Source organism: Streptosporangium fragile (genome assembly GCF_039534445.1).
Classification (GTDB): Bacteria; Actinomycetota; Actinomycetes; order Streptosporangiales; family Streptosporangiaceae; genus Streptosporangium; species Streptosporangium fragile.
The window spans coordinates 1-21,578 of record NZ_BAAAVI010000107.1 but is presented as its reverse complement, the minus strand read 5'-3'; the positions used below and the strand labels follow the sequence as shown (position 1 = coordinate 21,578).

The following is a 21,578-nucleotide window of genomic DNA, read 5'->3' as shown; positions in this document are numbered from 1 at the left end:
GCCTGTTCCCGGGCACGGCGGCCCCGCGGCGAGCCGGCGCGTCAGCCGCGCGCCCCGCGGTGGGCCCGTCCCGTGCCCGCCCCGTGCGTGGGGGCCCGTTGCGGGCGGGCACAGGTGCGTCAGCCGGGCGTGCCCGCCCGCTCCGGCTCGGGGTCGGTGGCCAGGGAGTCGACGAGGGCGTCGCGGTCGGCGCGGTTCTCCGGCTTCAGGAGCCCGATTGCCACGTACAGCACCAGCGACGTCACCAGCGGCACCCCGACCACCATCGCGGTGTCCTTGGCCTCGAGGATCCACTTCACGTACGCCCAGACGCCCAGGCCGGCGGCCCAGGAGACGATCGCCGCGGTGGGGCCGCTCCGCCGGAACCACGGCAGCATGCCCAGCATCAGCGGGATCGAGATCGGCCCCATCGTCGCCGCGACCAGGTCCACGACGATCTTCAGTACGACGCCCTGGCCCTCGGTCGAGATCGCGATCACCATGCTGATCAGCACGAAGACGAACGTGGTCACCCGGGCGAAGGTCAGCTCGGCCCGGGCGGTCAGCTCGCGCACCCGGCGGACGATCACCGGGGCGATGTCCCTGGTGATGACCGAGGAGATCACGTTGGCGTCGGAGGCGACCATGGCCATCGTGTGCGAGAAGAAGCCGGCGAGCACCAGGCCGATCACGCCGGGCGGCAGCAGGGTCTGCGCCAGCCGTACGTAGGCCTGCTCGGCGTCGGCCAGGCCGGGCACGATGAGCGGTGCGGCGAACATCGGGATGAACAGGATCAGCGGCCAGACGAGCCACAGCACGCTTGACAGCAGCGCCGAGCGCTTGGCCTCCGAGCCCGAGGGGGCGGCCATGTAGCGCTGGGCGAGGTTCCACATGCCGCCGTTGTACTCGAAGGTCTTGATGAAGAGCAGGGCGAGGAAGAACGTCGCCGTGTAGGGCCCGTTGAAGGGGTCACCGTGCCCCTCGGGAAGCTTGTCCCACATCGTCCAGAGTGTGGCGACGCCGTCCAGGTGGGCCATGATCGCGATGAACATGGCGACGCCGGCGACGCCCTGGATGATGAACTGCCCGAAGTCGGTCAGCACGTCCGCCCACAGGCCCCCGGCCGTGATGTAGACCAGCGTGACGGCCCCGGTGATCAGGATGCCCCACTGGATCGGGATCCCCGCGAAGCCCCGCAGCAGGATGGCGATCGCCACCCACTTGGCCGCGATGTCCACGACCTTCAGCAGCGCGCCGCTGTAGGCCAGCACCTGCTGGGTCGGCAGGTTGTAGCGCCGGGCGAGGTACTCCAGGGGGGAGACCACGCCGTGTTTCGAGCGGAGCCGGTTCCACCGGGCCGCCCAGACGAAGGCGCCGACGCCCACGCCGAGACCGATCGTCAAGGCCCACCAGACGTACATGGCGAGCCCGTACTGGTAGGCGACGGCGGCGAACGCCACGAACATGATCGCGCTATAGCCCGACATGTGGTGCGAAATGCCGGACAGCCACCAGGGGATGCGGCCCCCGGCGGTGAAGAAGTCGACCACGGTCTTGATGCGGTTCTTCGACCACACCCCGATGCCGACCATGACAAGGAAATACGACCCCAGAACGAGCCAGTCGAGTGTGGACATGCGTCTCCTCCCAACGCCCTGTTGGTGAGGAGGTTCTACTACATGAAACGCAATGTCAATACATAGAATGGAATGCGCTTTCCTTGGGGTGAATAGATGCCTTTAGGGTGTTTGTCGCTGTTCACGGGCTATTGACCGATTGTGTGAGGTGGGTTCCGGGGCCGGTGGGAGCGGGTCCGCTCCGGCGTGCCTCCCCGCGATTCACCACCCGCCTCGTTAGCCTCGTTAGCATGGCCACCCGTACGTCTAAAGGCGCCTCAGGCAAGCCCTCCGGCAAGGGGTCCTCTGGCCGGTCCGGGTCTCCCTCGGCCCGCACTCCCTCCACCCGGCGGGTGTCCACCGCCCGGGTGAAGGGCGCGGCCCCGGCCCGCAGGCCCGCCCGGGCGCAGCCCGACCCGATCGGCTGGGTCTTCACCATGATCGGCAAGCTGTTCGTGGGGATCTGGATGCTCCTCGCCGGAGGCGTCGGCAGCGCGGCGCGGGCCCTGGGGCAGAACGCCCGCGAGCTCGACCCCGTGCACCGCCGCGACGGGCTCGGCCTGGCCGTGTTCGCGGGGGCGATCGTGCTGGCGGCCATGACCTGGCGAGAGAGCACCGGCACGGTCTCCAGCGTGGTCGACGCGGTCATGCGCGGCGTCTTCGGGTCGCTGACGTGGCTGATCCCGATCCTGCTGGTGCTGCTGGCCTGGCGACTGCTGCGCCATCCGGACCAGAACGCCGACACCGGCCGGATGATCATCGGTTGGTCCGCCCTCACCGTCGGCGTGCTCGGCGTCGTGCACGTCATCCATGACACGCCGTACCCGTCGGGCGGCCCCGCGGACGGCATGGACAGGGTGTCGGCCGCGGGGGGCATGATCGGCTTCATCGTCGCGGCGCCGCCGGCCAGCATTCTGCCCGCCTTCGTCACCATCCCGCTGCTCCTGATCCTGTCGGGCTTCGGGGTGCTGGTGATCACCGCGACGCCGGTGCACCGGATCCCCGAACGGCTGGCGGAGATCCGGCACATGCTCTTCAACCGCGAGGCCCCGGCGCGGCCGCGCACGCCCAGGAAGCGGTCCACCCCCCGGAAGAAGCCGGACGCCGGCGGATCCGAGACGGGCGACACCGTCAAGCCGTACGACACGCCCGTGGTCACCGAGTCGCAGGCGGACAAGCTCGCCGACCACTCCCCGGAGATCGTTCCGGGCCTGGTCGCGGAGGAGGACGAGCCGCAGGCCGCCAGGCCCGAGCCGCCCGTGCCGACTCCGGCGCCGCGCAAGGTCGAGCAGCTCGTGCTCTCGCCGCAGGCCGGGCCCTACACCCTGCCCGACGCCCAGCTGCTGCGTCCCGGCAGCGCGCCCAAGCCGCAGACGAAGGCCAACACGGTCGTGGTCAACGCGCTCACCAGCGTGCTGGAGCAGTTCACCATCGACGCGCAGGTGATCGGTTTCACCCGGGGCCCGACGGTCACGCGCTACGAGATCGAACTCGGCCCCGCGGTCAAGGTCGAGAAGGTCACCGCGCTCACCAAGAACATCGCTTATGCGGTCAAATCCGCTGATGTTCGGATCCTGTCGCCCATCCCCGGCAAGTCGGCGATCGGCGTCGAGATCCCCAACACCGACAAGGACCTCGTCTCCCTGGGCGACATCCTGCGCTCCCAGGTGGCCCAGGCCGACCACCACCCGATGATCGTCGGGCTGGGCAAAGACGTCGAGGGCCGTACGATCGTCGCCAACCTCGCCAAGATGCCGCACCTGCTCATCGCGGGCGCCACCGGCGCCGGAAAGTCGGTCTGCGTCAACGGCCTGATCTCCTCGATCCTGATGCGCGCCACGCCGGACGAGGTGCGGATGGTGCTGGTCGACCCCAAGCGGGTCGAGCTGAGCGTGTACGAGGGCATCCCGCACCTCATCACGCCGATCATCACCAACCCGAAGAAGGCCGCCGAGGCCCTGGAGTGGGTCGTCGGGGAGATGGACCGCCGCTACGACGACCTGGCCGCCAGCGGCTTCCGGCACGTCGACGACTTCAACAAGGCCGTGCGCTCGGGCAAGCTCGTGCCGCCCCCCGGCAGCGAACGGGTCTACCAGCCCTACCCCTACCTGCTGGTGATCGTCGACGAGCTCGCCGACCTGATGATGGTGGCCCCCCGCGACGTGGAAGACTCCATCGTCCGCATCACCCAGCTCGCCCGCGCGGCCGGCATCCACCTGGTCATCGCCACCCAGCGGCCCAGCGTGGACGTCGTCACCGGCCTGATCAAGGCCAACGTCCCCTCCCGCCTGGCCTTCGCCACCTCCTCGCTGGCCGACTCCCGGGTCATCCTCGACCAGCCGGGCGCCGAGAAGCTCGTCGGCCAGGGCGACGCGCTCTTCCTGCCGATGGGCGCCAGCAAGCCCATGCGCCTGCAGAACGCGTTCATCTCCGAGAAGGAGATCACCGAGATCGTCGCGCACTGCAAGGCGCAGATGACGGTCGAATATCGCGACGACGTGGCCGCCGCGGCCACCTCCAAGAAGGAGATCGACGAGGAGATCGGCGACGACCTCGACCTGCTCATCCAGGCGGCCGAGCTGATCGTGACCACCCAGTTCGGCTCCACCTCCATGCTCCAGCGCAAGCTCCGTGTGGGCTTCGCCAAGGCGGGCCGCCTGATGGACCTGCTGGAGAGCCGGAACGTGGTGGGCCCGAGCGAAGGCTCCAAGGCCAGGGACGTTCTGGTCAAGCCTGATGACCTTCCGGGGCTCCTGGCCGACTTGCGTGGAGAATGACGACCCCGCTGCGCACTCTCCGTCCGATTACTGGTTGAATGGGAGTCACTACGCAGCGTCGGGGGCTGGGGGGCGTGCGCTATGGGCATTGGCGGCGATCTGGCGGAGGCGCGACGGTCAATGGGGCTGACCGTCGGGCAACTGAGCGCGCGGACGCGCATCCGCGAGGTGATCATTCAGGCGATCGAGAGGGACGACTTCTCCGCCTGCGGGGGCGATTTCTACGCCCGCGGGCACATCCGCAACCTCGCCAAGGTCGTCGGGCTCGATCCCGAGGCCCTGGTGCACCGCTACGACGAGCAGCACGGCGGCGTGCCGCTGCCGGTCCGGGCCGCGAGCGTCTTCCAGGCCGACACGCCCATCAAGATCCGTGAGCGCCGCTCGCCCAACTGGACGACGGCCATGGCGGTCGCGCTGGTCATCGTCGTCGTGTTCGGCGTGGTCCGGACCATGGGCGGCGACGGCGACACGCCGACGGCCGACGTCGTTCCCGCCTCGGTGCCCCCGGCCTCGCCGCCGGCTCCGGCCGGCTCGGCGCCCGGCTCCCCGGGCCGGACGACCTCGATGTCCAAGAGCAAGCACAGCGACGTGGTCGTCCTGAAGGTGAAGGCGCAGCGATCCTCGTGGGTCGAGGCCGAGGACGCCAGCGGGCGCAGGCTCTTCGCCGGGGTCCTGCAGGCGGGCAAGAGCACCGTCCTGCGGGCCAAGAAGAGAATGAGGGTCATCTTCGCCGACGGGGGAGCGGTCTCCCTGCAGATGAACGGGAAGAACATCGGCGCCCCCGGGCGCAGCGGGCAGGTCGTCAACCGCTCCTACGCGGCCGCCACGGCCAAGGAGAGCCGGTAGGGCGGGTGCCGGGGGGCGGGAATAGGGGGGAGGTGCATCGGGTGGTGGCCAACTCCCGATACCGTAGTGTGCACCATGTCATCCCGCCGAACCGCATCGCTGATCACACTTGGCTGCGCACGCAACGAGGTCGACTCCGAGGAGCTCGCCGCCCGTCTTGAAGCTGCCGGCTGGCAGCTGGGCGACGACGATCCGGACGTCGTCGTCGTCAATACGTGCGGCTTCATCGACTCCGCGAAGAAGGACTCCATCGACACGCTGCTCGCCGCGGCCGACTCCGGGGCCAAGGTGGTCGCCGCGGGCTGCATGGCCGAGCGGTACGGCGACCAGCTGGCCGAGGCACTGCCCGAGGCGGCGGCCGTCGTCTCCTTCGACGACTACACCGAGATCGGCGCGCGCCTCGACGACGTGCTGGCGGGCAGGCCGCTCGTGCCGCACAGCCCCCGCGACCGCCGGACGCTGCTGCCCATCTCGCCGGCCGAGCGGGCCGCGGCCCCCAAGGCCAACATCCCGGGCCACGGGGAGCTGCCCGCGGGGGTGGCCCCGGCCAGCGGCCCCCGGCCGCTGCGCAAGCGCCTGGGCGACGGCCCGGTGGCCTCGCTCAAGCTCGCCTCCGGCTGTGACCGGCGCTGCACCTTCTGCGCCATCCCGGCCTTCCGCGGCGCGTACGTCTCGCGCGGCCCCGAGGAACTGCTCGCCGAGGCCGCCTGGCTGGCCGGAGAGGGCGTCAGGGAGCTCGTGCTCGTCAGCGAGAACTCCACCTCCTACGGCAAGGATCTGGGCGACCTGCGGGCGCTGGAGAAGCTACTGCCCGCGCTCGCCGCGACCGAGGGCATCGAGCGGGTGCGCGTCAGCTACCTGCAGCCCGCCGAGCTCCGCCCGGGGCTGCTGGAGATGATCGCCTCCACCGAGGGCGTCGCCCCCTACTTCGACCTGTCCTTCCAGCACGCCAGCGGGTCGGTGCTGCGCCGGATGCGCCGCTTCGGCGACCCCCGCCGCTTCCTCGAACTGCTCGGCTCCATCCGCGCCCTGGCCCCGGAGGCGGGCGTGCGCTCCAACTTCATCGTGGGCTTCCCCGGTGAGACCGAGGAGGAGTTCGCCGAGCTGACGGGCTTCCTGGAGGAGGCCAGGCTCGACGTGATCGGTGTCTTCGGCTACTCCGACGAGGAGGGCACCGAGGCGGCCTCCCTGCCGGGCAAACTCGACCAGGAGACCGTCGACGCCCGCGTGGCCGCGCTCACCGAGCTGGCCGAGGAGCTCATGGCCCAGCGGGCCGAGGAGCGGATCGGCACCGAGGTCGACGTCCTCATCGAGGAGGATCTGGGGGACGGCGGTTACGAGGGGCGCGCCGCCCATCAGGGGCCGGAGGTCGACGGTTGTGTAACGGTCCAGGGGATCGGGCTGGTCCCGGGCCAGATCGTCCGGGCTGTCGTGGTCGACTCCGAGGGGGTCGATTTGATCGCGCGTATCAAGGCCGCACCATGAGCGCGCCGCCGGGGCGGGAGATCGTATGACCGATACGCCAGACACCGGCACCGGTCCGACCGCGGCATCCACGCGCCCCAAGGTGAGCACCTGGAACATCGCCAACGTCGTGACGGTGATACGTCTGGCGATGGTTCCTTTCTTCGCGGTCTGCCTTTTCCTGCCGGGATCCGGCTGGCGGGTGACCGCGCTGGTGGTCTTCCTGGTGGCCTCGCTCACCGATCTGCTCGACGGCGAGCTGGCCCGCCGCTACGGACTGGTCACCGACTTCGGGAAGATCGCCGACCCGATCGCCGACAAGGCCCTCATCGGTGCCGCCCTGATCGGCTTCTCGGTGCTGGGGGAGCTACCCTGGTGGGTCACCGCCGTGATTCTCGGCAGGGAGCTGGGCGTCACCGCGCTGCGGTTCGCGGTCATCCGGCACGGGGTCATCCCGGCCAGTTACGGAGGGAAGGTCAAGACCGTCCTGCAGATCGCCGCGATCGTCTCCTACATCTGGCCGGGCACGCCCGGCCCGATCCGCTGGGTCGTCATGGGCGCGGCGGTGGTCGTGACCGTCGGCACCGGCCTCGACTACGTGATCCGGGCGATCAAGCTGCGGCAGGTCGCGAAGCGGGCGAGGGCGCGATGAGCCACGGACTCCTTCAGGCCACCCAGGCCCTCTCGCTCCTCATCCGCCGGGGTGAGACGGTGGCGGTGGCCGAGTCGCTGACCGCGGGGCTGATCGGCGCGGCGCTCACCGGTCCCTCGGGTGCCTCGGCGGCCTTCCTGGGCGGGGTTCTCTCCTACTCCACCGAGCTCAAGCGTCGCCTCCTGCACGTTCCGGCGGACCTGCTCGACCGCGAGGGGGCCGTTCACCCGGCGGTCGCCGCCGCCATGGCGACCGGCGTCCGCCGGCTCGCCGGCGCCACGTACGGCCTGGCCGCGACCGGTGTCGCCGGTCCCGACCCGCAGGACGGCAAACCGGTGGGCACCGTCCATCTGGCCGTTAGCGGTCCGGATGGGCGGGTATGGCACCGGGATCTGCGGCTCTCCGGCACGCGCCAGGAGATCCGCGAACAGACGGTGAACGAGGCCGTGGACCTGTTGAGAGGTGTGCTTGAGGCGAACTTGGGGGAACATTCCGGGTGATTACCGCGTTACGTCCCCAGCGAACATGCTCACCATGCTCTGCCGCGGTGTCGGTGGATACAGGTACGGTGGAACTGTGAGTGAGGTAAAGGTCAAGCGATGATGACGGCGAGGAGTATGTACCAAGGGTCGCGTTCGAAGAACGGGCGGCACGAACCGATCGCGCGGAGTGTTGTGAAGACGCCCGCGCCCGGGAGGGAGCGACAGATGGTCCTGCTGCGTCAGCTGCTGGGTGACGTGCTCCGGCGGCTGAGGGTTCGCCAGAGTCGCACCTTGCGTGAGGTTTCCACGCTGGCCAGGGTTTCCCTGGGTTACTTGTCCGAGGTGGAGCGAGGTCAGAAGGAGGCCTCGTCGGAGCTGCTCGCGTCGATCTGCAACGCCCTGGGCGTGCCGCTCTCGCAGGTGCTCCGTGAGGTTTCCGACCAGTTCGCCTTGGCCGAGCTCCAGCACGCCCCGGTGCTGGCGGGTGACGTTCCCGAGCGTGAGCGTCTGCCGATTCCCGAAACCGTGCCGGACTCCGTTTTCCCCGAGGTCAACGACATGGTCGCCGCCTAACCGGTCGGCTCGCCCGGCTGACAGTGACGGCACCAGACGATCAACCGTTCCTGCGGCTGTGTCCCCATCTCCCCACGACTGATCCGATGCCCGCAGCGTAGGCAAGGCCGTCCGGCCCTGCCGTAGACCCACATGCTCCGTCCCGGACGGAGGTCGCCGGTGGTAGCCCTGTCCGGGCGTTCCTTGTTCGCGTTCATCAACCGCCGCGCGAGTGACACGATCACTCCCAGGTCTTCGATCGTCCCCACGCGCCGCCACGGCGACACTCCGGCGAGGAACAGCGTCTCGGCCCGGTAGATGGTGCCGATCCCCGCCACATTGCGCTGGTCCAGCAGCGCGACCCCGATGCTCGTCTCCGGCCGCCGTGCCAGCCTCCGTACGACTTCGGCCTCATCCGCCTCGTCCCAGTCCGCCGCCAGCAGGTCGGGTCCGAGATGCCCGACCAGTCGTTCTTCCTCGCCCGTCGCGACCAGGTCGACCATGCCCAGCCGGACCCCCACCGCCTGCCACCGCGCGTTCGCGAGCACCAGGCGGATCACGTCGCCCGGGGGCAGGCCGCGGCCCGCGGGCGAGATCTGCCAGCTGCCTTCCATCCGCAGGTGCGTGTGGACCGTCAGGCCGCCCTCGACCCTGGTGAGCAGGTGCTTGCCGCGCGAGACGGTCGCGAGGACGGTCCGGCCGGTCAGGTCCGCCGTGGCGTGACGCGGCACGCGGAAGTCCGAGCGGGTCAGGGCAAGCCCGTCGAGCGCCCGGCCGAGCCGCCGGGCGGTGCGGTAGACGACGTCACCCTCGGGCATGACGCCGGGTCACCCTCGGGCGCGGCGCCGGGCGAGGGCACGCCGCACGGCCGGCGCGGCCGCCGGGACCGGCACGGTCAGTCCCAGGCGGCGGGGTCGGCGGACAGGTCGCGGACCCGGTCGGGCAGGACGCCGGTGGCCACGTTCTCCAGGGTCACCTCTTCGAGGATCGCCCGCTCGCTGGCGCGCAGCGCGATCCAGACCTGCTGCAACGACTCGGCGGGGCCCCGGTAGCCGACGTGCTCGGGGCGTTCGCCCCGCACGTTGGCGAGCGGGCCGTCAACGGCACGGATCACGTCGGCCAGGCTGATCTCAGCCGGCGGGCGGGCCAGCACGTAACCGCCCTCGGGGCCGCGCTGGCCACGCACCAGCCCCGCCCGGCGCATCTGGAGCAGGATGTTCTCAAGGTATTTCGGAGGCATGTCCTGCTCCTTGGCGAGCTCGCCCACCGTGGTAGGTCCCTCACCGGCGGCGGCGAGTTCGGCAGCGGCACGCAGGGCATAGTCGACACGAGCGGATAGGCGCATGTAACCGATTATCCCGCCTGCTATTGGTTCCTTATGCGCCCGGGCCGGGGCGGGCCGCGCCGCGCCCGTCACTCTCGGTGACGACGGGCCCGAAAGAGGACATACCGCCGGGTGCCTCCTCGTGCACGACATAGCGGTGCGGCGCCATCGCGGAGGTGCGACCCGGGAGCAGGGCGAGGCAGGCGGCATGGATCTCGGCGGGGGTTCCGGAGGTGACGTGGCAGATCAGGCCGGTGCCGGGCTCGTACGTCACGCGGTGGGGCCGTCCTTTGACGGCCTCGCCGACCAGCCGCTCGACCGCGTCGAGGTTCACCCAGCAGGAATCGATGTGGACCCACCTCGGCCCATACTCAACCGGTGAAACTCCTGAAATATCGGATAAGTTGTTCATGGGGATCACCCGGTCGCCCGCCGCGATCAGCAGCCGGACGAGCCCGCGTCCGAAGACCTCCGCCTCCGCCCGGTCCATGACCCGCGGATCGATCCAGAATGTCAGGTCCACCACGTCGTCCAGCCGGTCGGCCCAGAGCGCGAGGTGCGCGGGCAGCGAGGCCTCGGGCAGCCAGGCGCACTCGACGTCGGCGGACGGCGCGGGCTCCGGCGCGGGGACGGTGACGCCGCTCATGTCGTTGAAGACACAATCGCGGGCGAAGTCCACCCCCCGCTCGGCGTCGACCGCCTCGATCACCTCCCAGAGCGCGCCGGAGTCGAAACGGCTGTGCTGGTATCCGGCGAGTGAGGCGGTGCGAAAGCGGCGCACCGCGTCGTCGAAGGTCGGCACGGCGAGATCGGCGGTCATCAGCGCGTCCTGGGCCAGCGGCCCGATGTAGTCGCGCAGTTCCGGGCGGATCCGGTTGCTCGCCAGCGAGGCGATCACACAGGTCCGCTGGACGGTCCGCAGGCCGACCAGGACGCCCAGGGCGGCGAGCGTCACCGCCGAGCGGCTGGCCCCGGTGCGGGCGGTGACCGCGTCCAGCGCCTCGGCGGCCACCGCCGAGCGGACCCGGAGCCGAGGGCGGATCGCGTCCGGGTCGGCCGCCTCGTCGATCGCGAACATGGACTGCGGCGCCCGCCGCAGCCCGCTCTCCCAGTGCCGCAGGGCCGCCGCGGTGCGGCGCAGGCCGGCCGGGCCGTTCTCGGCCGCGGCCAGGTCCAGTGGTTGCGTCGGGCACGGCGCGGGGACGGCGACGCCCCTGATCAGGCGCTCCCATTCGCGCATGACGACGGCCAGGCTGATCGCGTCCACCGAGGTGTGGGGGAGAACGAAGATCGCCAGGCGCGGAGTCTCCCGCTCGGTGATCACGGCGACCCGGATGGGGAGCTCGGCCTCCAGGTCGAACCTGGCCCCCTGCATCCGCAGGCCGACCTGCTCGGCGACCTCGTCGAGGCGGTCGGCCTCCGCCTCGTGCACCTCGACGGGGAGAGCCCCGGAGGCGGTCACCACCTGGATGGCACCGTGGATGGTCGTCCGCAGTCCCTCGTGCCGGGTGAGCAGCCGCCCAAGCGCCCCGGTCACGGCGCTCATGGTCGTCGCCTCCGGGAGCCGCTTGGTGACGCGGAAGTTCATGTGCGGGGGCGGATCGCGGAGCACGCAACGCGCCATGTTCGCCTGGCCCATGGTCACGGGACCCCGCCGGGCCCGCGCGCCCGTGTATTCGGCTGCGATCCTGCTGACGGTGTTCATGTCGAGACCTGCCTCGCCACCCGCGGCAAGGGTCTTATTGGAAAGAACCTTTACCGTTTTCGCGAGTGTTCCACGCGGTGGCCCGGCGCCGCAAGCCTTGATTTTCCGGCCTTGCGCCGGGGCGGGGGTGGAGGTGGTGGGCGGGGCGAGGGGCACCCCCGTGGCCCCTCGCGACCCCGCCGCCGGGCTAAACTATCAGGAAGCTTTATTAATGAATAGAACCGCTATTCTTGCCTGAATGTAATTGCGACGGGGAAACGGCGAACAAGAGAGCATGCGTATGGAGCGACGTCCTGGCGTGCCCAGGCTGCTGAGGGAGATCAACGACCGGGCCGCGCTGGAGCTGTTGCTCGCCTCCGGGCCGCTGACAAGGGGGCAGATCGGGGAGCTCACGGGGCTGTCCAAGGTGACGGCGTCCCAGACGCTCGCCCGCCTGGAAGAGCGCGGCCTCGTCGAGGTCGCGGGGGAGCAGGCCGGGGGGCGCGGGCCCAACGCCGCGCTTTATGGGGTCATTTCCTCCTCCGCGTATGTGGCGGGTCTTGACGTCGGCCCGGAATTCGTCACCACCGCCATCGCCGATATTCACGGGGACATCGTGTCCGAGGTCCATGTCGCGCCGGACGGGCACGACGACCCGGTCGCCCTCGTGCACAGCGCGGTCGTCAAGGCGTGCCGGTCGGGCAAGGTCGCGCTCTCCAAGCTGCGGGCCGTCGTCATCGGCACCCCGGGCGTGGTCGACCCGCGGACCGGGGACGTGCGGTTCTCCTTCGACCTGCCGGGCTGGCACGAGGGCATCCACGAGGCCCTGGCCCGTGACCTGCGCCGCGATGTCAAGATCGAGAACGACGTGAACCTCGTCGCCGTCGCCGAGCGCACGCTGGGCGCCGCCCGCGAGGCCGACGACTTCGTGCTCCTGTGGGTGGGGCGCGGCATCGGCCTCGGCGTCGTGCTCGGCGGACGGCTGCACCGCGGCCGGTCCGGCAGCGCCGGTGAGATCGGCTACCTGCCGGTGCCCGGCGTGCCGCTCGCGGAGGATGTGCGGGCCGTGCCCGGCAGGCTCCCGTCGCTCGCGGGCGGCCTGCAGTCGCTGGTCAGCGCCGAGGCGATCGTCGAGCTCGCCGGGGCGTACGGTTTCGCGGGCGGGAACGCCGCCGAGTGCGTCGCCGCCGCGGTCGCGGCGGGAGAGCCGGGGGAGCCGCTGCTGGACGAGATCGCCAGGCGGCTGGCGCTGGGCGTGGCGTCGGTGTGCGTCGTGCTCGACCCGGGGCTCGTGGTGCTCGCCGGGGAGGTCAGCCAGGCCGGGGGCGCCGTGCTCACCTCCCGGATCGAGGAGGCGGTGGCCCGGATCTGCCCGGTCCGGCCGCAGGTGGTGGCCAGCGAGGTCACCGGCAACCCGGTGCTGCGCGGCGCCGTCATCGCCGCCCTGGAGCAGGCCCGGGAGGAGATCTTCGCCTCCTGAGCCCCGTCCCCGTCCCCGTCTCTGTCTCCGTCCCCGGGCTCGTTCCGGGTCCGCGTCCCGGTCTTCGTCCCGTTTCCTTCGTTCCCTGTTCCCGTTCCCGGGTCCGCGTCCGGTTCCTCGGCGCCGGAATCCTCGGTCTTCGGACCTTGCATCCCCGGTCCCCGGATGCCGGGCCCCTGCGCTCCGCCTCCCGGGGTCCGGTGGATTCGGCGGCTCTCGGTGACCGGGAGTCATTGCGCTTCGGACAAGATCCTCTATGCTGGCGCGGAAATGTCATGAAAAAGACACCTTTTCGTGATCAGGAATCGGGGACAAATGACGGCTGTCATCGCCGTGCTGCATGCCGAGGACGTCGCCCTGGAGTTCATCTCCGTCCTGCGCGAGCACGCCGATCGGGACGTCCGGGTGCTCATCGGCCAGGCGGGCGCGTCCGTGAACCTGCCGGGAGGCCTGTCGCTGCGAGAGCGTCTGGAACTGCTCGCGCCGGCCGTGGAGCCCGGTGGGAACACCGCGGATCTGCCCACCCCCGATGAGGTGGCGGCGCTGCTGGGCGAGTCGCCCGGCGAGGTCTGGACCCACTCGCCCGCCGACCACCGCATCCGCCGGGCCCGGTTCGGCTGGACCGTCTCCCGTGCCGTGCCGTCGCTGCCGGTGACCTACTCGGTCGGTGACAACCCGTTCCTGCAGACCGTCCCCGGGAAGGCGGTCGCGGTCACCGGCGCGGAGGCCGAGGCGAAGATCGACTTCATCAACCGGCGGGCCGGTGAGCTGCTGCGCAGCCGGGTGGCCGACCGGCTCGTCACCACCGACCGGGTCCCGGCGGTGGAGCGGTTCTTCATCGCGGACGCCGCCCGCGCCAACCGCCTGTACGCGCTGATCTCCAGCCTGGGGGAGGACGCCGCGGTGGCCGATGACCCATGGGAGTTCGGGCGGTCCGCCTACGAGAGCGCGCGCCTGGACGCGACCGCGGCCTGGGTCGCCCGCTGGTGCTCACCGCAGGACGGACCGCTGGTGGAGGTCGGGGCCTGCGAGGGCGAGCTGACCCGGAGGCTGGCCGGGAAGGGCTACCGGGTCCAGGCGACCGAGCCCAATCCCCGCTTCCGCGCCCGCCTGACCGAGCGCTTCCCCCTCGGGCCGGAAGGGGGCGTGGAGGTGCTCGCCGAGAGCCTGGAGGACCTGGCCGCTCGCCGGGAGCGGCCCGCGGCGGCGTACCTGCTGATCGAGATGCTCTACTACGACCAGGAACCGGCGCTGCTCGACGACCTGCCGACCGACCTGGTGCTGGTCGCGCTGGAGTCCGGGCAGTTGAACGAGCGGGTCTGGCCGTGGTTGCGGGGGCAGTCCACCTGGCGGGTGGCCGAGCGGGTGGAGCTCGCCCCGCCGACGCTGGAACCGGTCTGCGACGGCCTGGCCTACCTGCGCAAGCGCGGCAGCCGCGGGCTCGTCCTGGCCAGGGCGGGAAGAGCCGGATGAGCTGGGACACGATCGTGGTCTCGCCGCACTTCGACGACGCGGCGCTGTCGGTGGCGGGGGTGCTCGCCCGCCGCGCGGGGTCGGCGGTGATCGTCACGGTGCTGGGCGGGGCGGCCGGTGAGACCCCGTCGGCCTGGGACCGGCTCTGCGGGTTCGCCTCGGCCGAGGAGGCGGCACGCGAGCGGCGCGCCGAGGACGCGCGGGCGTGCGCCGTCCTCGGCGTCGACCAGGTGGCGCTGGACCATCCGGACGCCCCGGTGGCCGGGCTCCGGCTGCACGGGCTGGAGACCTTCCTGACCGAGCATGTCACCCCGCGTACGCGTGTGCTGGTCCCGATGGGGATAGGCAACGCCGACCACGAGGCCGTCCGCGACCAGGCGCTCGACGTGCTGGACAAGGTCGGTGCCCGGGAGACCCGGATCTATGCCGACCTGCCCTACGCCTCCGCCCTCAGGGAGTGGGGAGGTCCCTCGGCCGAGGAGGCGCTGGCCGCCGGGGCACAGGCCCGTGCCCTCGCGGGGCGCTACCGCCTCCGCCCCGAGTCGCGGCTACGGTTGCAGGGGAGCGAGTGGGCGCTCAAGCGGCGTGCCGTGCTCTGCTACGCCTCGCAGCTCGCGCCGCTCGCCTGCGAGTACGGCGAGTTCCTGGCCGTGCCCGGCCCGCTTCAGTACGAGCTTGTCTGGGCCGCCGGAACCTGATCCGCGCCGAAGACGCGGCCCGCCAGGAGCTCGGCGGCGGCCCGCCCGGAGGCGGCGGTGGCGCCGTGGGTGATGATGCGCGCGGCCCCGGGGGCGACGGGACCCGGCAGGCCCATCTCCACCACAATCGCGTCCGGGCGCCGTGACAGCAGGGCGTCGAGACGCTCGCGGACCCAGGCGTGCCGGTGGGCGTCGCGTACCACGATCACCAGCGGCCGGTCGCCGGCCGGTGTCGGGACCGGGTCGCCGGGACCGAGCCGTACCGCCGCGGTGCCCGGGAGCAGCTCGGCCAGCGGTGCGGCGACGCCCCAGGGGGTGGCGCGGTCGACGGCGATGTTCGTCGCGGAGGAGAACTCGATCACCTGCGGGGCCCCGGACAGCGGGAGCCCGCCGCCGTCGACCCGCAGGGCCCGCCGGGCCGCCGCCAGACCGGCCGGTCCACCCGCCGCCTGGCCCGGGATGCTCGCCTCCCGGCCCGGCATGCCCGCCTCCCGCGCCGCCCGCCGCTCGGCCGACCAGGCGGCCAGGCGGCGGACCCGGCCGGCGGCCTCGGCCAGGCGCTCCTCGGGGAGGGTGCCGTCCATCACCGCCGCCATGATGGCGTTGCGGAGGAATCCGACCACCCCGGCGCCCTTGCGCTCACCGCCCACGCAGATCGCGTCCGCCCCGGCGGCGAGGGCGCGCACGGCGGCCCCGGTCACGCCGTACCGCTCGGCGACCGAGGGCATCTCCACGCCGTCGGTCACGATCAGCCCCTCGAAGCCGAGCTCCTCCCGGAGCAGCCCGACCAGGATGCGGCCGCTCATGGTGGCGGGGGCGTCGGGGTCGTAGGCGGGCACGAGGAGATGGCCGGTCATCACGGCCCGTACTCCGGCCTCGATGGCGGCCCGGTAGGGCGGGAGCGCGGTGGCGGCGAGCTCGTCGGCCGGGAGGGCCACGGTCGGCAGGTCGTCGTGCGAGTCGACGGCGGTGGCGCCGTGGCCGGGGAAGTGCTTGGCGCAGGCGGCCACCCCGGCCGACTGCAGGCCGGCGACCCATGCCCGCGCGTGCCGGGCGACCAGCCGGGGGTCGGAGCCGAACGCGCGGGTGCCGACGACGGGGTTGTCCAGGTCGGAGTTGACGTCGACCACGGGGGCGTAGTTGAGGGTGATGCCCGCGGCCGCCAGGTCGGCGCCGATCTCGCGGGCGACCCGCTCGGTCAGCTCGGGGTCGTCCACGGCGCCGAGCGCGAGGTTGCCCGGCCGCGAGCTGCCGGTCAGCGCCTCCAGCCGGGTGACGTCGCCCGCCTCCTCGTCGGTGGCGATCACCACGTCCGGGTTCTCCGCCCGCAGGGCGGCGGTCAGCGCCGCGACCTGGGCGCGGTCCACGATGTTCCGGGAGTAGAGCGCGACCCCGCCGAGCCCTTCGGCCAGCCGTCTGCGCAGCCAGTCGGGCACCTCGACGCCGACGAATCCGGGTTGCAGCACGGTGTCGGCGAGTCCGGCCAGTTCGGGGCTCGCGCCGCCCGGGCCGCCCGCACGCCCCCCGCGAACGATCATCAACGCCTCCAGGTCGGTTCGTCGGAAGTTGCTTGTTTCAGGCGTACCACATGTGTAGCATTCGGAATGCGTAAATAGACAAGAAAGTTTCCTAATAATTGTCTGCCCGGGGCACCCCACGCCCCCCGTCGCCTGCCCGAAGAGATGCCGCCCACGAGGGAGACGGACAGGATGCCGCACGCCTCTTTCGACCTGCGGGGGATACCGCTGGCGCTCCACCTGAACGGCCCCGTCGACGTCCCGGCGCTGCTGGGGGCGTGCGCCGCCGTGGCCCGCCGGCATCCCGTGCTCGGCCCGGTGCGGATCACCCGGGCGGAGTCGTCCCCGGAGCGCTACCCGCAGACGGCGGCGGCGGAGGCCACCCGCCCCTTCGACCTGGACCGCGGCCCTCTCGCCCGCTTCACGCTGGTCACGGTGGGGCCGGGACGCACCCGGCTGCTCTTCACCGCGCACCGGCGGGTGTTCGACGAGAGCTCCAAGGACCTCCTGGTCCGCGACCTGGCCGACGCCTACTTCTCGCGCGCCGCCCTCCCCGCGCTGCCCGCCGCCTGTGGTGTCCGCGACGCCGGTGGTGACGCGGACGGCGAGACCGAGGCGTTCTGGCGGGAGCGCGACCCCGGGCCCGCCGAACTCGTCCTGCCGGGCCTGCTCGCCGTCCCGCTCGGCATCGGCCCCGGCGAGATCGTCGAGATGGTGCTCGGCGAGACCGAGTCCCGGGCGGTCGGGGCGGCGGCCGAGGCGCTCGGCGCGAGCCGGTTCGAGGTGCTGCTGGCGGTCGTGGGCGTGCTGCTGCGCCGATACGGCACCGTCGCCTCGCCGCTCGCGCTCGATCTCGGCACCCGTACCCGCGATACGTCGGGCCACATCGGGCCGTTCGCCGTCGAAGTGCCGTTCCTCCCGCACCCCGGACCCGGCGACGAGTTCCCCGGCCACCTGCGCGCGGTCCAGGCCGAGCTGCGTGCCCTGCGCCGGTTCCGGCACGCGCCACCGGCTCCGACCTCGCGCCCGGTCCTGTTCAGCTACCGCAGGAGGACGGCCGCCCCGTCCTTCCCCGGTGCCGGAGCGGCCGTGGAGTGGACGGTCTTCAACGGCGCGGCCCGCGGCGCGCTGCACGTCCAGGCCGTGGACGCCGGCCGGAGCCTCACCATCGGCCTCCGCTTCAACCCCACCGCGATCGGCCACGACGACGTGTCCCAGATCGCGGTGCACCTGCGCGCGCTGCTGCGCGCCGTCGCCGCCGAGCCCCGCGCGAAGGTCGCGGACCTCGTGGCACCGACCCATCTCGAACCTGACGAGGAGCCCCCAGTGACCGACCTGTTCGCCCCGGCCCCCGGCGACGTGACGCAATCCCAGGCGGAGGACACCGTGACCGCGCAGGTGCGGGAGATCTGGGAGGAGACCCTCCGCCTCGACGACATCGGGCTGGACGAGGACATCTTCGACCTCGGCGGGCACTCCCTGACCGTCACCCAGATCATCGCCAAGACCCGCCGGAGACTCGGTGTCGAAGTCTCCATCGACGTCTTCTTCGACAATCCCACCATCGCAGGCGTGGCCGAGGAGGTCGTCCGGCTGCGGGGAGAGCTCGGGTGAGCGCGCTCTCCTACACCCAGGAGCGCCTGTGGTTCCTGGACCGGCTCACCCCCGGGGACGGGACCTACAACATGGTGGTCTGCGAGCGCCTCCGCGGACCGCTCGACGCCGGGGCCCTGGAGCGGGCGCTCGGCGAGATCGCGGCCCGGCACGAGGCGCTGCGGACGGTGTTCCCCGAGAAGGACGGCCTGCCGGTCGCGACGGTCCTGGCCCCGGCCCCGGTGGAGTTCGAGCGTCTCGACCTGACGGACCCGCCCGAGGCCGCAGGCCTGGCCGATCCCGCCGGGGCCGGAGGTCGATCCCACCTGACGGATCCGTCCGGACCGCCTGGGTCGGCCGGATCGCCTGGACCGTCTGGACCGTCTGGGTCGGCCGGATCGCCTGGATCGTCTGGGTCGGCCGGATCGGCCGATCCCGGTGGACCGGATGACCCGGCCGGCGGGACGCCGGACGCGCGGCTGGCGGCACTGCTCGCCGAACGCAGCAACCGGCCCTTCGACCTGGCCGCGGGGCCGCTGCTGCGGGCGAGCCTGATCCGCACCGGACCGGACGACCACGTGCTGCTGATCGTCGTGCACCACATCGCCGGGGACGCCTGGTCGATCGAGCAGATCATGTTCGCGGAGCTCGCGTCGCTGTACACGGCCTTCAAGCTCGGGCTGCCCTCGCCGCTCCCGCCGCCGGCCGGTCAGTACGCCGACCACGCGCGCAGGCAGCGCGAGAACCCGGCGGACGTGGCCGCCGTGGTGCGCGAACTCCGGGGCGTCCCGGTGCTGGAACTGCCCACCGACCGCCCGCGGCCCGCCGTCCGGACCACCGAGGGCGACCTGGTCGTCCGCCGGCTCCCGCTGGAGCTGTGGCGGCGGGTCACCGAGCTGGCGCGGGCCGAGCGGTGCACCCCGTTCATGACCCTGCTGGCCGCCTACCAGGTGCTGCTCTCCCGGCACACCGGCCAGGACGACTTCTGCGTGGGTACCCCCGTCGCGGGCCGCGACGAGGAGGAGACGGAGTCGGTCTTCGGCGTCTTCATCAACACCCTGGCCCTGCGCGCCGACCTCTCGGGCGACCCGACCTTCCGCGAGACGCTCAGGCGGGTGCGGCGGCGGGCCTTCACGATGTACGGCCACGCCGCGGTGCCGTTCGAGCGGGTGGTGAGCGAGCTCGGGGTCGACCGCGACCCGGCCAGGACCCCGGTGTTCCAGACGATGCTCATGCTCGGCAACCCGGACGCCGGGTCGCTGCGACTGGACGGCGTCCGCACCGAGCCGGTGCTGTCGGGGCTGGCCGCGGCCAAGGTCGACCTCGCGCTGGACGTGATCGTCTACGCCACGCACGTCCAGCTGATGTTCTCCTACAGCACCGGTCTGTTCGACCGCGCCACCGTCGAGCGGATGGGCGCCCGGATGGAGACGCTGCTGCGTTCGATCGTCGCGGACCCCGGGCGGCGCCTGTCGGAGCTCGAGGTGCTGCCCCCGGACGAGCTCGCCACCGTGCTCGGCGAGTCGTCCGGCGAGTCGTCCCGCGAGCCGGATGGGGATCCCGAGTCCCTGCTCCTGGACCGTCTGATCGCCCGGCAGGCCGCCCGCACCCCCGGCGCGCCCGCGGTCATCGCCCCGGCCGCCCCCGCCGGAACCCCGGGGGAACCCGCCGTGCTCACCTACGCCGAGCTGGATCGGGCCGCCACCGCGGTCGCCGCCCGGCTGCGCTCCCTGCTGGAGCGGTCACCGCGCCCCGGCGCCGGCCCGGACGAGGACGTCCGGGTGGCGCTGGCGCTGCCCGCGGGGCCCGAGGCGATCGTGGCGCTGCTCGGCGTCCTGAAGGCCGGTGCCGCCTACGTGCCGCTCGACCCGGGGCAGCCCGCCGAGCGGCTGGCGTACCTGCTGGCCGACTCCGGCGCCGCCGTCGCCATCGCGGACGCCTCCGGATTCGCCGGATTCGCCGGGCCGGTCGTCACCCGCTCCGACCTCCTCTCCTGGGCGGCCGGCGAGGTGATCCCCCTCCGCCCGCCCACCCGGCACCCCGACCGGACCGCCTACGTGATCTACACCTCCGGGTCCACGGGCCGGCCCAAAGGCGTCGTGGTCGGCCACCGCACGCTCTCCCACCTGGCCAGGTCGTTCCGGGACCTGCACGGCTTCGGGCCCGGCGAGCGGGTGCTGGTGGTCCCCCCGCTCAGCTTCGACGCCTCGGCCGGCGACATCTTCCCGGCGCTGATCAGCGGCGCCACGCTGGTGCTGCACCCCGCCCCCGCCTCGCTGACCGGTCCCGCCCTCGACGCGCTGTGCGCCGAGCACGCGGTCACCATGGTCGACACCGCTTCGGCGATCTGGCAGCAGTGGGTGGAGGAGCTGGACGAGGTCGAGGCGCCGATCACCACGATGATGGTCGGCGGCGAGAGCGTGCCGCTGGAGCGGCTGCGGACCTGGGCGGGGCTGACCGGGGGCCGGGTCGCGTTCCACAACCACTACGGCCCCACCGAGGCGACCGTCTGCGCCACCTCGTACCGCACGGTCGACGGCGCGGAACTCGGCGGGGCCACGCACCTGCCGATCGGCACCGCGCTCCCGCACACCCGCGTCTATGTGCTCGACCGGCACGGCAACCCGGCCCCGATCGGGGTGCCGGGCGAGGTGCACATCGGGGGCGAGTGCCTGGCCCACGGCTACCTCGGCCGGCCCGGGGCGACCGCGGAGCGCTTCCTGCCCGACCCGTTCTCGCCCCGGCCGGGCGCCCGGATGTACGCCACCGGAGACCTGGGCAGGTACCGTCCCGACGGCACCCTGGAGTTCCTCGGCCGGACCGACCGGCAGCTGAAGATCCACGGCAACCGGATCGAGCCGGGGGAGGTCGAGGCGGCCTGCCTGGCGCACCCCGGCGTCCGCGAGGCCGTGGTCACCGCCGACGGGGGCAGGCTGGTCGCCTACCTCGTGGGCGAGCCGCTCACCGCCGCCGGACTGCGCGCCTTCCTCGCCGGACGGCTTCCCGGCTACATGATCCCCGGCGCGGTCGTCATGCTTCCCGCACTCCCGATCACCGCGCACGGGAAGATCGACGTCCGGGCCCTGCCCGAGCCGGGCGCGGACGGCGCCGCCCCGCCCTACGAGGCGCCGCGGGAGGGCACCGAGCGGGTGCTCGCCGCGATCTGGGCCGACGCGCTCGGGACGGACCCCGGCCGGGCGGACAACTTCTTCGACCTCGGCGGGCACTCGCTGCTGGCGCCGCGGATCGTCTCGCGGATCGCCGCCGAACTCGGCGTGACGGTCCCGATGACGGCGCTGTTCGCCGCCGCCGGCCTGGCCCGGCTGGGCGGTGCCGCCGACGTGCGGCGCGGCGGCTCCCCGCACGGGCCGGCCGCGCCGGTCGTGGACGGCTCGGGCGGCTCGGTCGGCCCGGTGGCGGACGGGCCGCCGGGCGGGTGGG

The 21,578-nt window shown here is 72.4% G+C and carries 16 protein-coding genes; 11 read left to right on the top strand and 5 right to left on the bottom strand.

Translation table 11 applies throughout. The features are described 5' to 3' along the window. Positions 1–119: 119 nt before the first annotated feature. Positions 120–1,616 (bottom strand): sodium:solute symporter family protein, encoded by a 1,497-nt coding sequence (locus tag ABD841_RS38090; RefSeq protein WP_344981886.1) that lies wholly within the window; start codon positions 1,614–1,616, stop codon positions 120–122. Between the two features lie 230 nt (positions 1,617–1,846). Between ABD841_RS38090 and ABD841_RS38085 the strand changes: the two genes are divergently transcribed. The 6 genes from ABD841_RS38085 (at position 1,847) to ABD841_RS38060 (ending at position 8,389) form a co-directional block, all read left to right on the top strand. Next, entirely contained in the window at positions 1,847–4,372 is a 2,526-nt protein-coding gene (locus tag ABD841_RS38085) for a DNA translocase FtsK (RefSeq protein WP_344981884.1), read from the top strand. Between the two features lie 81 nt (positions 4,373–4,453). Further along, the gene (locus ABD841_RS38080) at positions 4,454–5,218 is read left to right on the top strand and encodes a helix-turn-helix domain-containing protein (protein WP_344981882.1); all 765 of its coding nucleotides are present in this window, start codon (positions 4,454–4,456) and stop codon (positions 5,216–5,218) included. Between the two features lie 75 nt (positions 5,219–5,293). Next, positions 5,294–6,703, top strand: a complete 1,410-nt coding sequence (gene rimO / locus ABD841_RS38075) for a 30S ribosomal protein S12 methylthiotransferase RimO (RefSeq protein WP_344981880.1) — start codon at positions 5,294–5,296, stop codon at positions 6,701–6,703. A gap of 25 nt (positions 6,704–6,728) precedes the next feature. After that, positions 6,729–7,334 (top strand): CDP-diacylglycerol--glycerol-3-phosphate 3-phosphatidyltransferase, encoded by a 606-nt coding sequence (gene pgsA, locus ABD841_RS38070; RefSeq protein ID WP_344981878.1) that lies wholly within the window; start codon positions 6,729–6,731, stop codon positions 7,332–7,334. Further along, positions 7,331–7,834 carry a CinA family protein gene (locus ABD841_RS38065; RefSeq protein WP_344981876.1) on the top strand — a complete coding sequence of 168 codons (504 nt, stop codon included), beginning with the start codon at positions 7,331–7,333 and terminating at the stop codon, positions 7,832–7,834. The genes pgsA and ABD841_RS38065 overlap by 4 nt, the downstream gene beginning before the upstream one ends. 207 nt (positions 7,835–8,041) lie before the next feature. After that, on the top strand, positions 8,042–8,389 hold the full coding sequence (locus ABD841_RS38060; RefSeq protein ID WP_184542559.1) for a helix-turn-helix domain-containing protein: 348 nt from the start codon (positions 8,042–8,044) through the stop codon (positions 8,387–8,389). Here ABD841_RS38060 and ABD841_RS38055 read toward each other — a convergent pair. The 3 genes from ABD841_RS38055 to ABD841_RS38045 form a co-directional block, all read right to left on the bottom strand. Beyond that, positions 8,386–9,186, bottom strand: a complete 801-nt coding sequence (locus tag ABD841_RS38055; RefSeq protein ID WP_344981874.1) for an Fpg/Nei family DNA glycosylase — start codon at positions 9,184–9,186, stop codon at positions 8,386–8,388. The genes ABD841_RS38060 and ABD841_RS38055 overlap by 4 nt on opposite strands. Before the next feature lie 77 nt (positions 9,187–9,263). Continuing rightward, complete coding sequence (locus ABD841_RS38050; RefSeq protein ID WP_344981872.1) at positions 9,264–9,713, bottom strand: RrF2 family transcriptional regulator; 450 nt, start codon at positions 9,711–9,713, stop codon at positions 9,264–9,266. 31 nt (positions 9,714–9,744) lie between these two features. Then, on the bottom strand, positions 9,745–11,397 hold the full coding sequence (locus ABD841_RS38045) for a condensation domain-containing protein (RefSeq protein WP_344981871.1): 1,653 nt from the start codon (positions 11,395–11,397) through the stop codon (positions 9,745–9,747). Between the two features lie 280 nt (positions 11,398–11,677). Between ABD841_RS38045 and ABD841_RS38040 the strand changes: the two genes are divergently transcribed. The 3 genes from ABD841_RS38040 (at position 11,678) to ABD841_RS38030 (ending at position 15,027) form a co-directional block, all read left to right on the top strand. After that, positions 11,678–12,856: an ROK family transcriptional regulator gene (locus tag ABD841_RS38040; RefSeq protein WP_344981869.1), complete on the top strand. Its 1,179-nt coding sequence runs from the start codon at positions 11,678–11,680 to the stop codon at positions 12,854–12,856. Between the two features lie 315 nt (positions 12,857–13,171). Continuing rightward, positions 13,172–14,329 carry a class I SAM-dependent methyltransferase gene (locus ABD841_RS38035; RefSeq protein WP_344981867.1) on the top strand — a complete coding sequence of 386 codons (1,158 nt, stop codon included), beginning with the start codon at positions 13,172–13,174 and terminating at the stop codon, positions 14,327–14,329. Next, a complete protein-coding gene (locus ABD841_RS38030; RefSeq protein WP_344981865.1) occupies positions 14,326–15,027 on the top strand; it encodes a PIG-L family deacetylase in 702 nt (233 codons plus the stop codon). Before ABD841_RS38035 ends, ABD841_RS38030 begins: the two co-directional genes overlap by 4 nt. Here ABD841_RS38030 and ABD841_RS38025 read toward each other — a convergent pair. Continuing rightward, entirely contained in the window at positions 14,994–16,565 is a 1,572-nt protein-coding gene (locus tag ABD841_RS38025) for a glycoside hydrolase family 3 protein (RefSeq protein ID WP_344981864.1), read from the bottom strand. The genes ABD841_RS38030 and ABD841_RS38025 overlap by 34 nt on opposite strands. A gap of 171 nt (positions 16,566–16,736) precedes the next feature. Here ABD841_RS38025 and ABD841_RS38020 point away from each other — a divergent pair, with 171 nt between their 5' ends. After that, the gene (locus tag ABD841_RS38020; RefSeq protein WP_344981862.1) at positions 16,737–18,158 is read left to right on the top strand and encodes a condensation domain-containing protein; all 1,422 of its coding nucleotides are present in this window, start codon (positions 16,737–16,739) and stop codon (positions 18,156–18,158) included. Further along, on the top strand, positions 18,155–21,578 hold a 3,424-nt coding region (locus tag ABD841_RS38015; protein ID WP_344981861.1), incomplete at its 3' end, for a non-ribosomal peptide synthetase. The genes ABD841_RS38020 and ABD841_RS38015, both read left to right, overlap by 4 nt.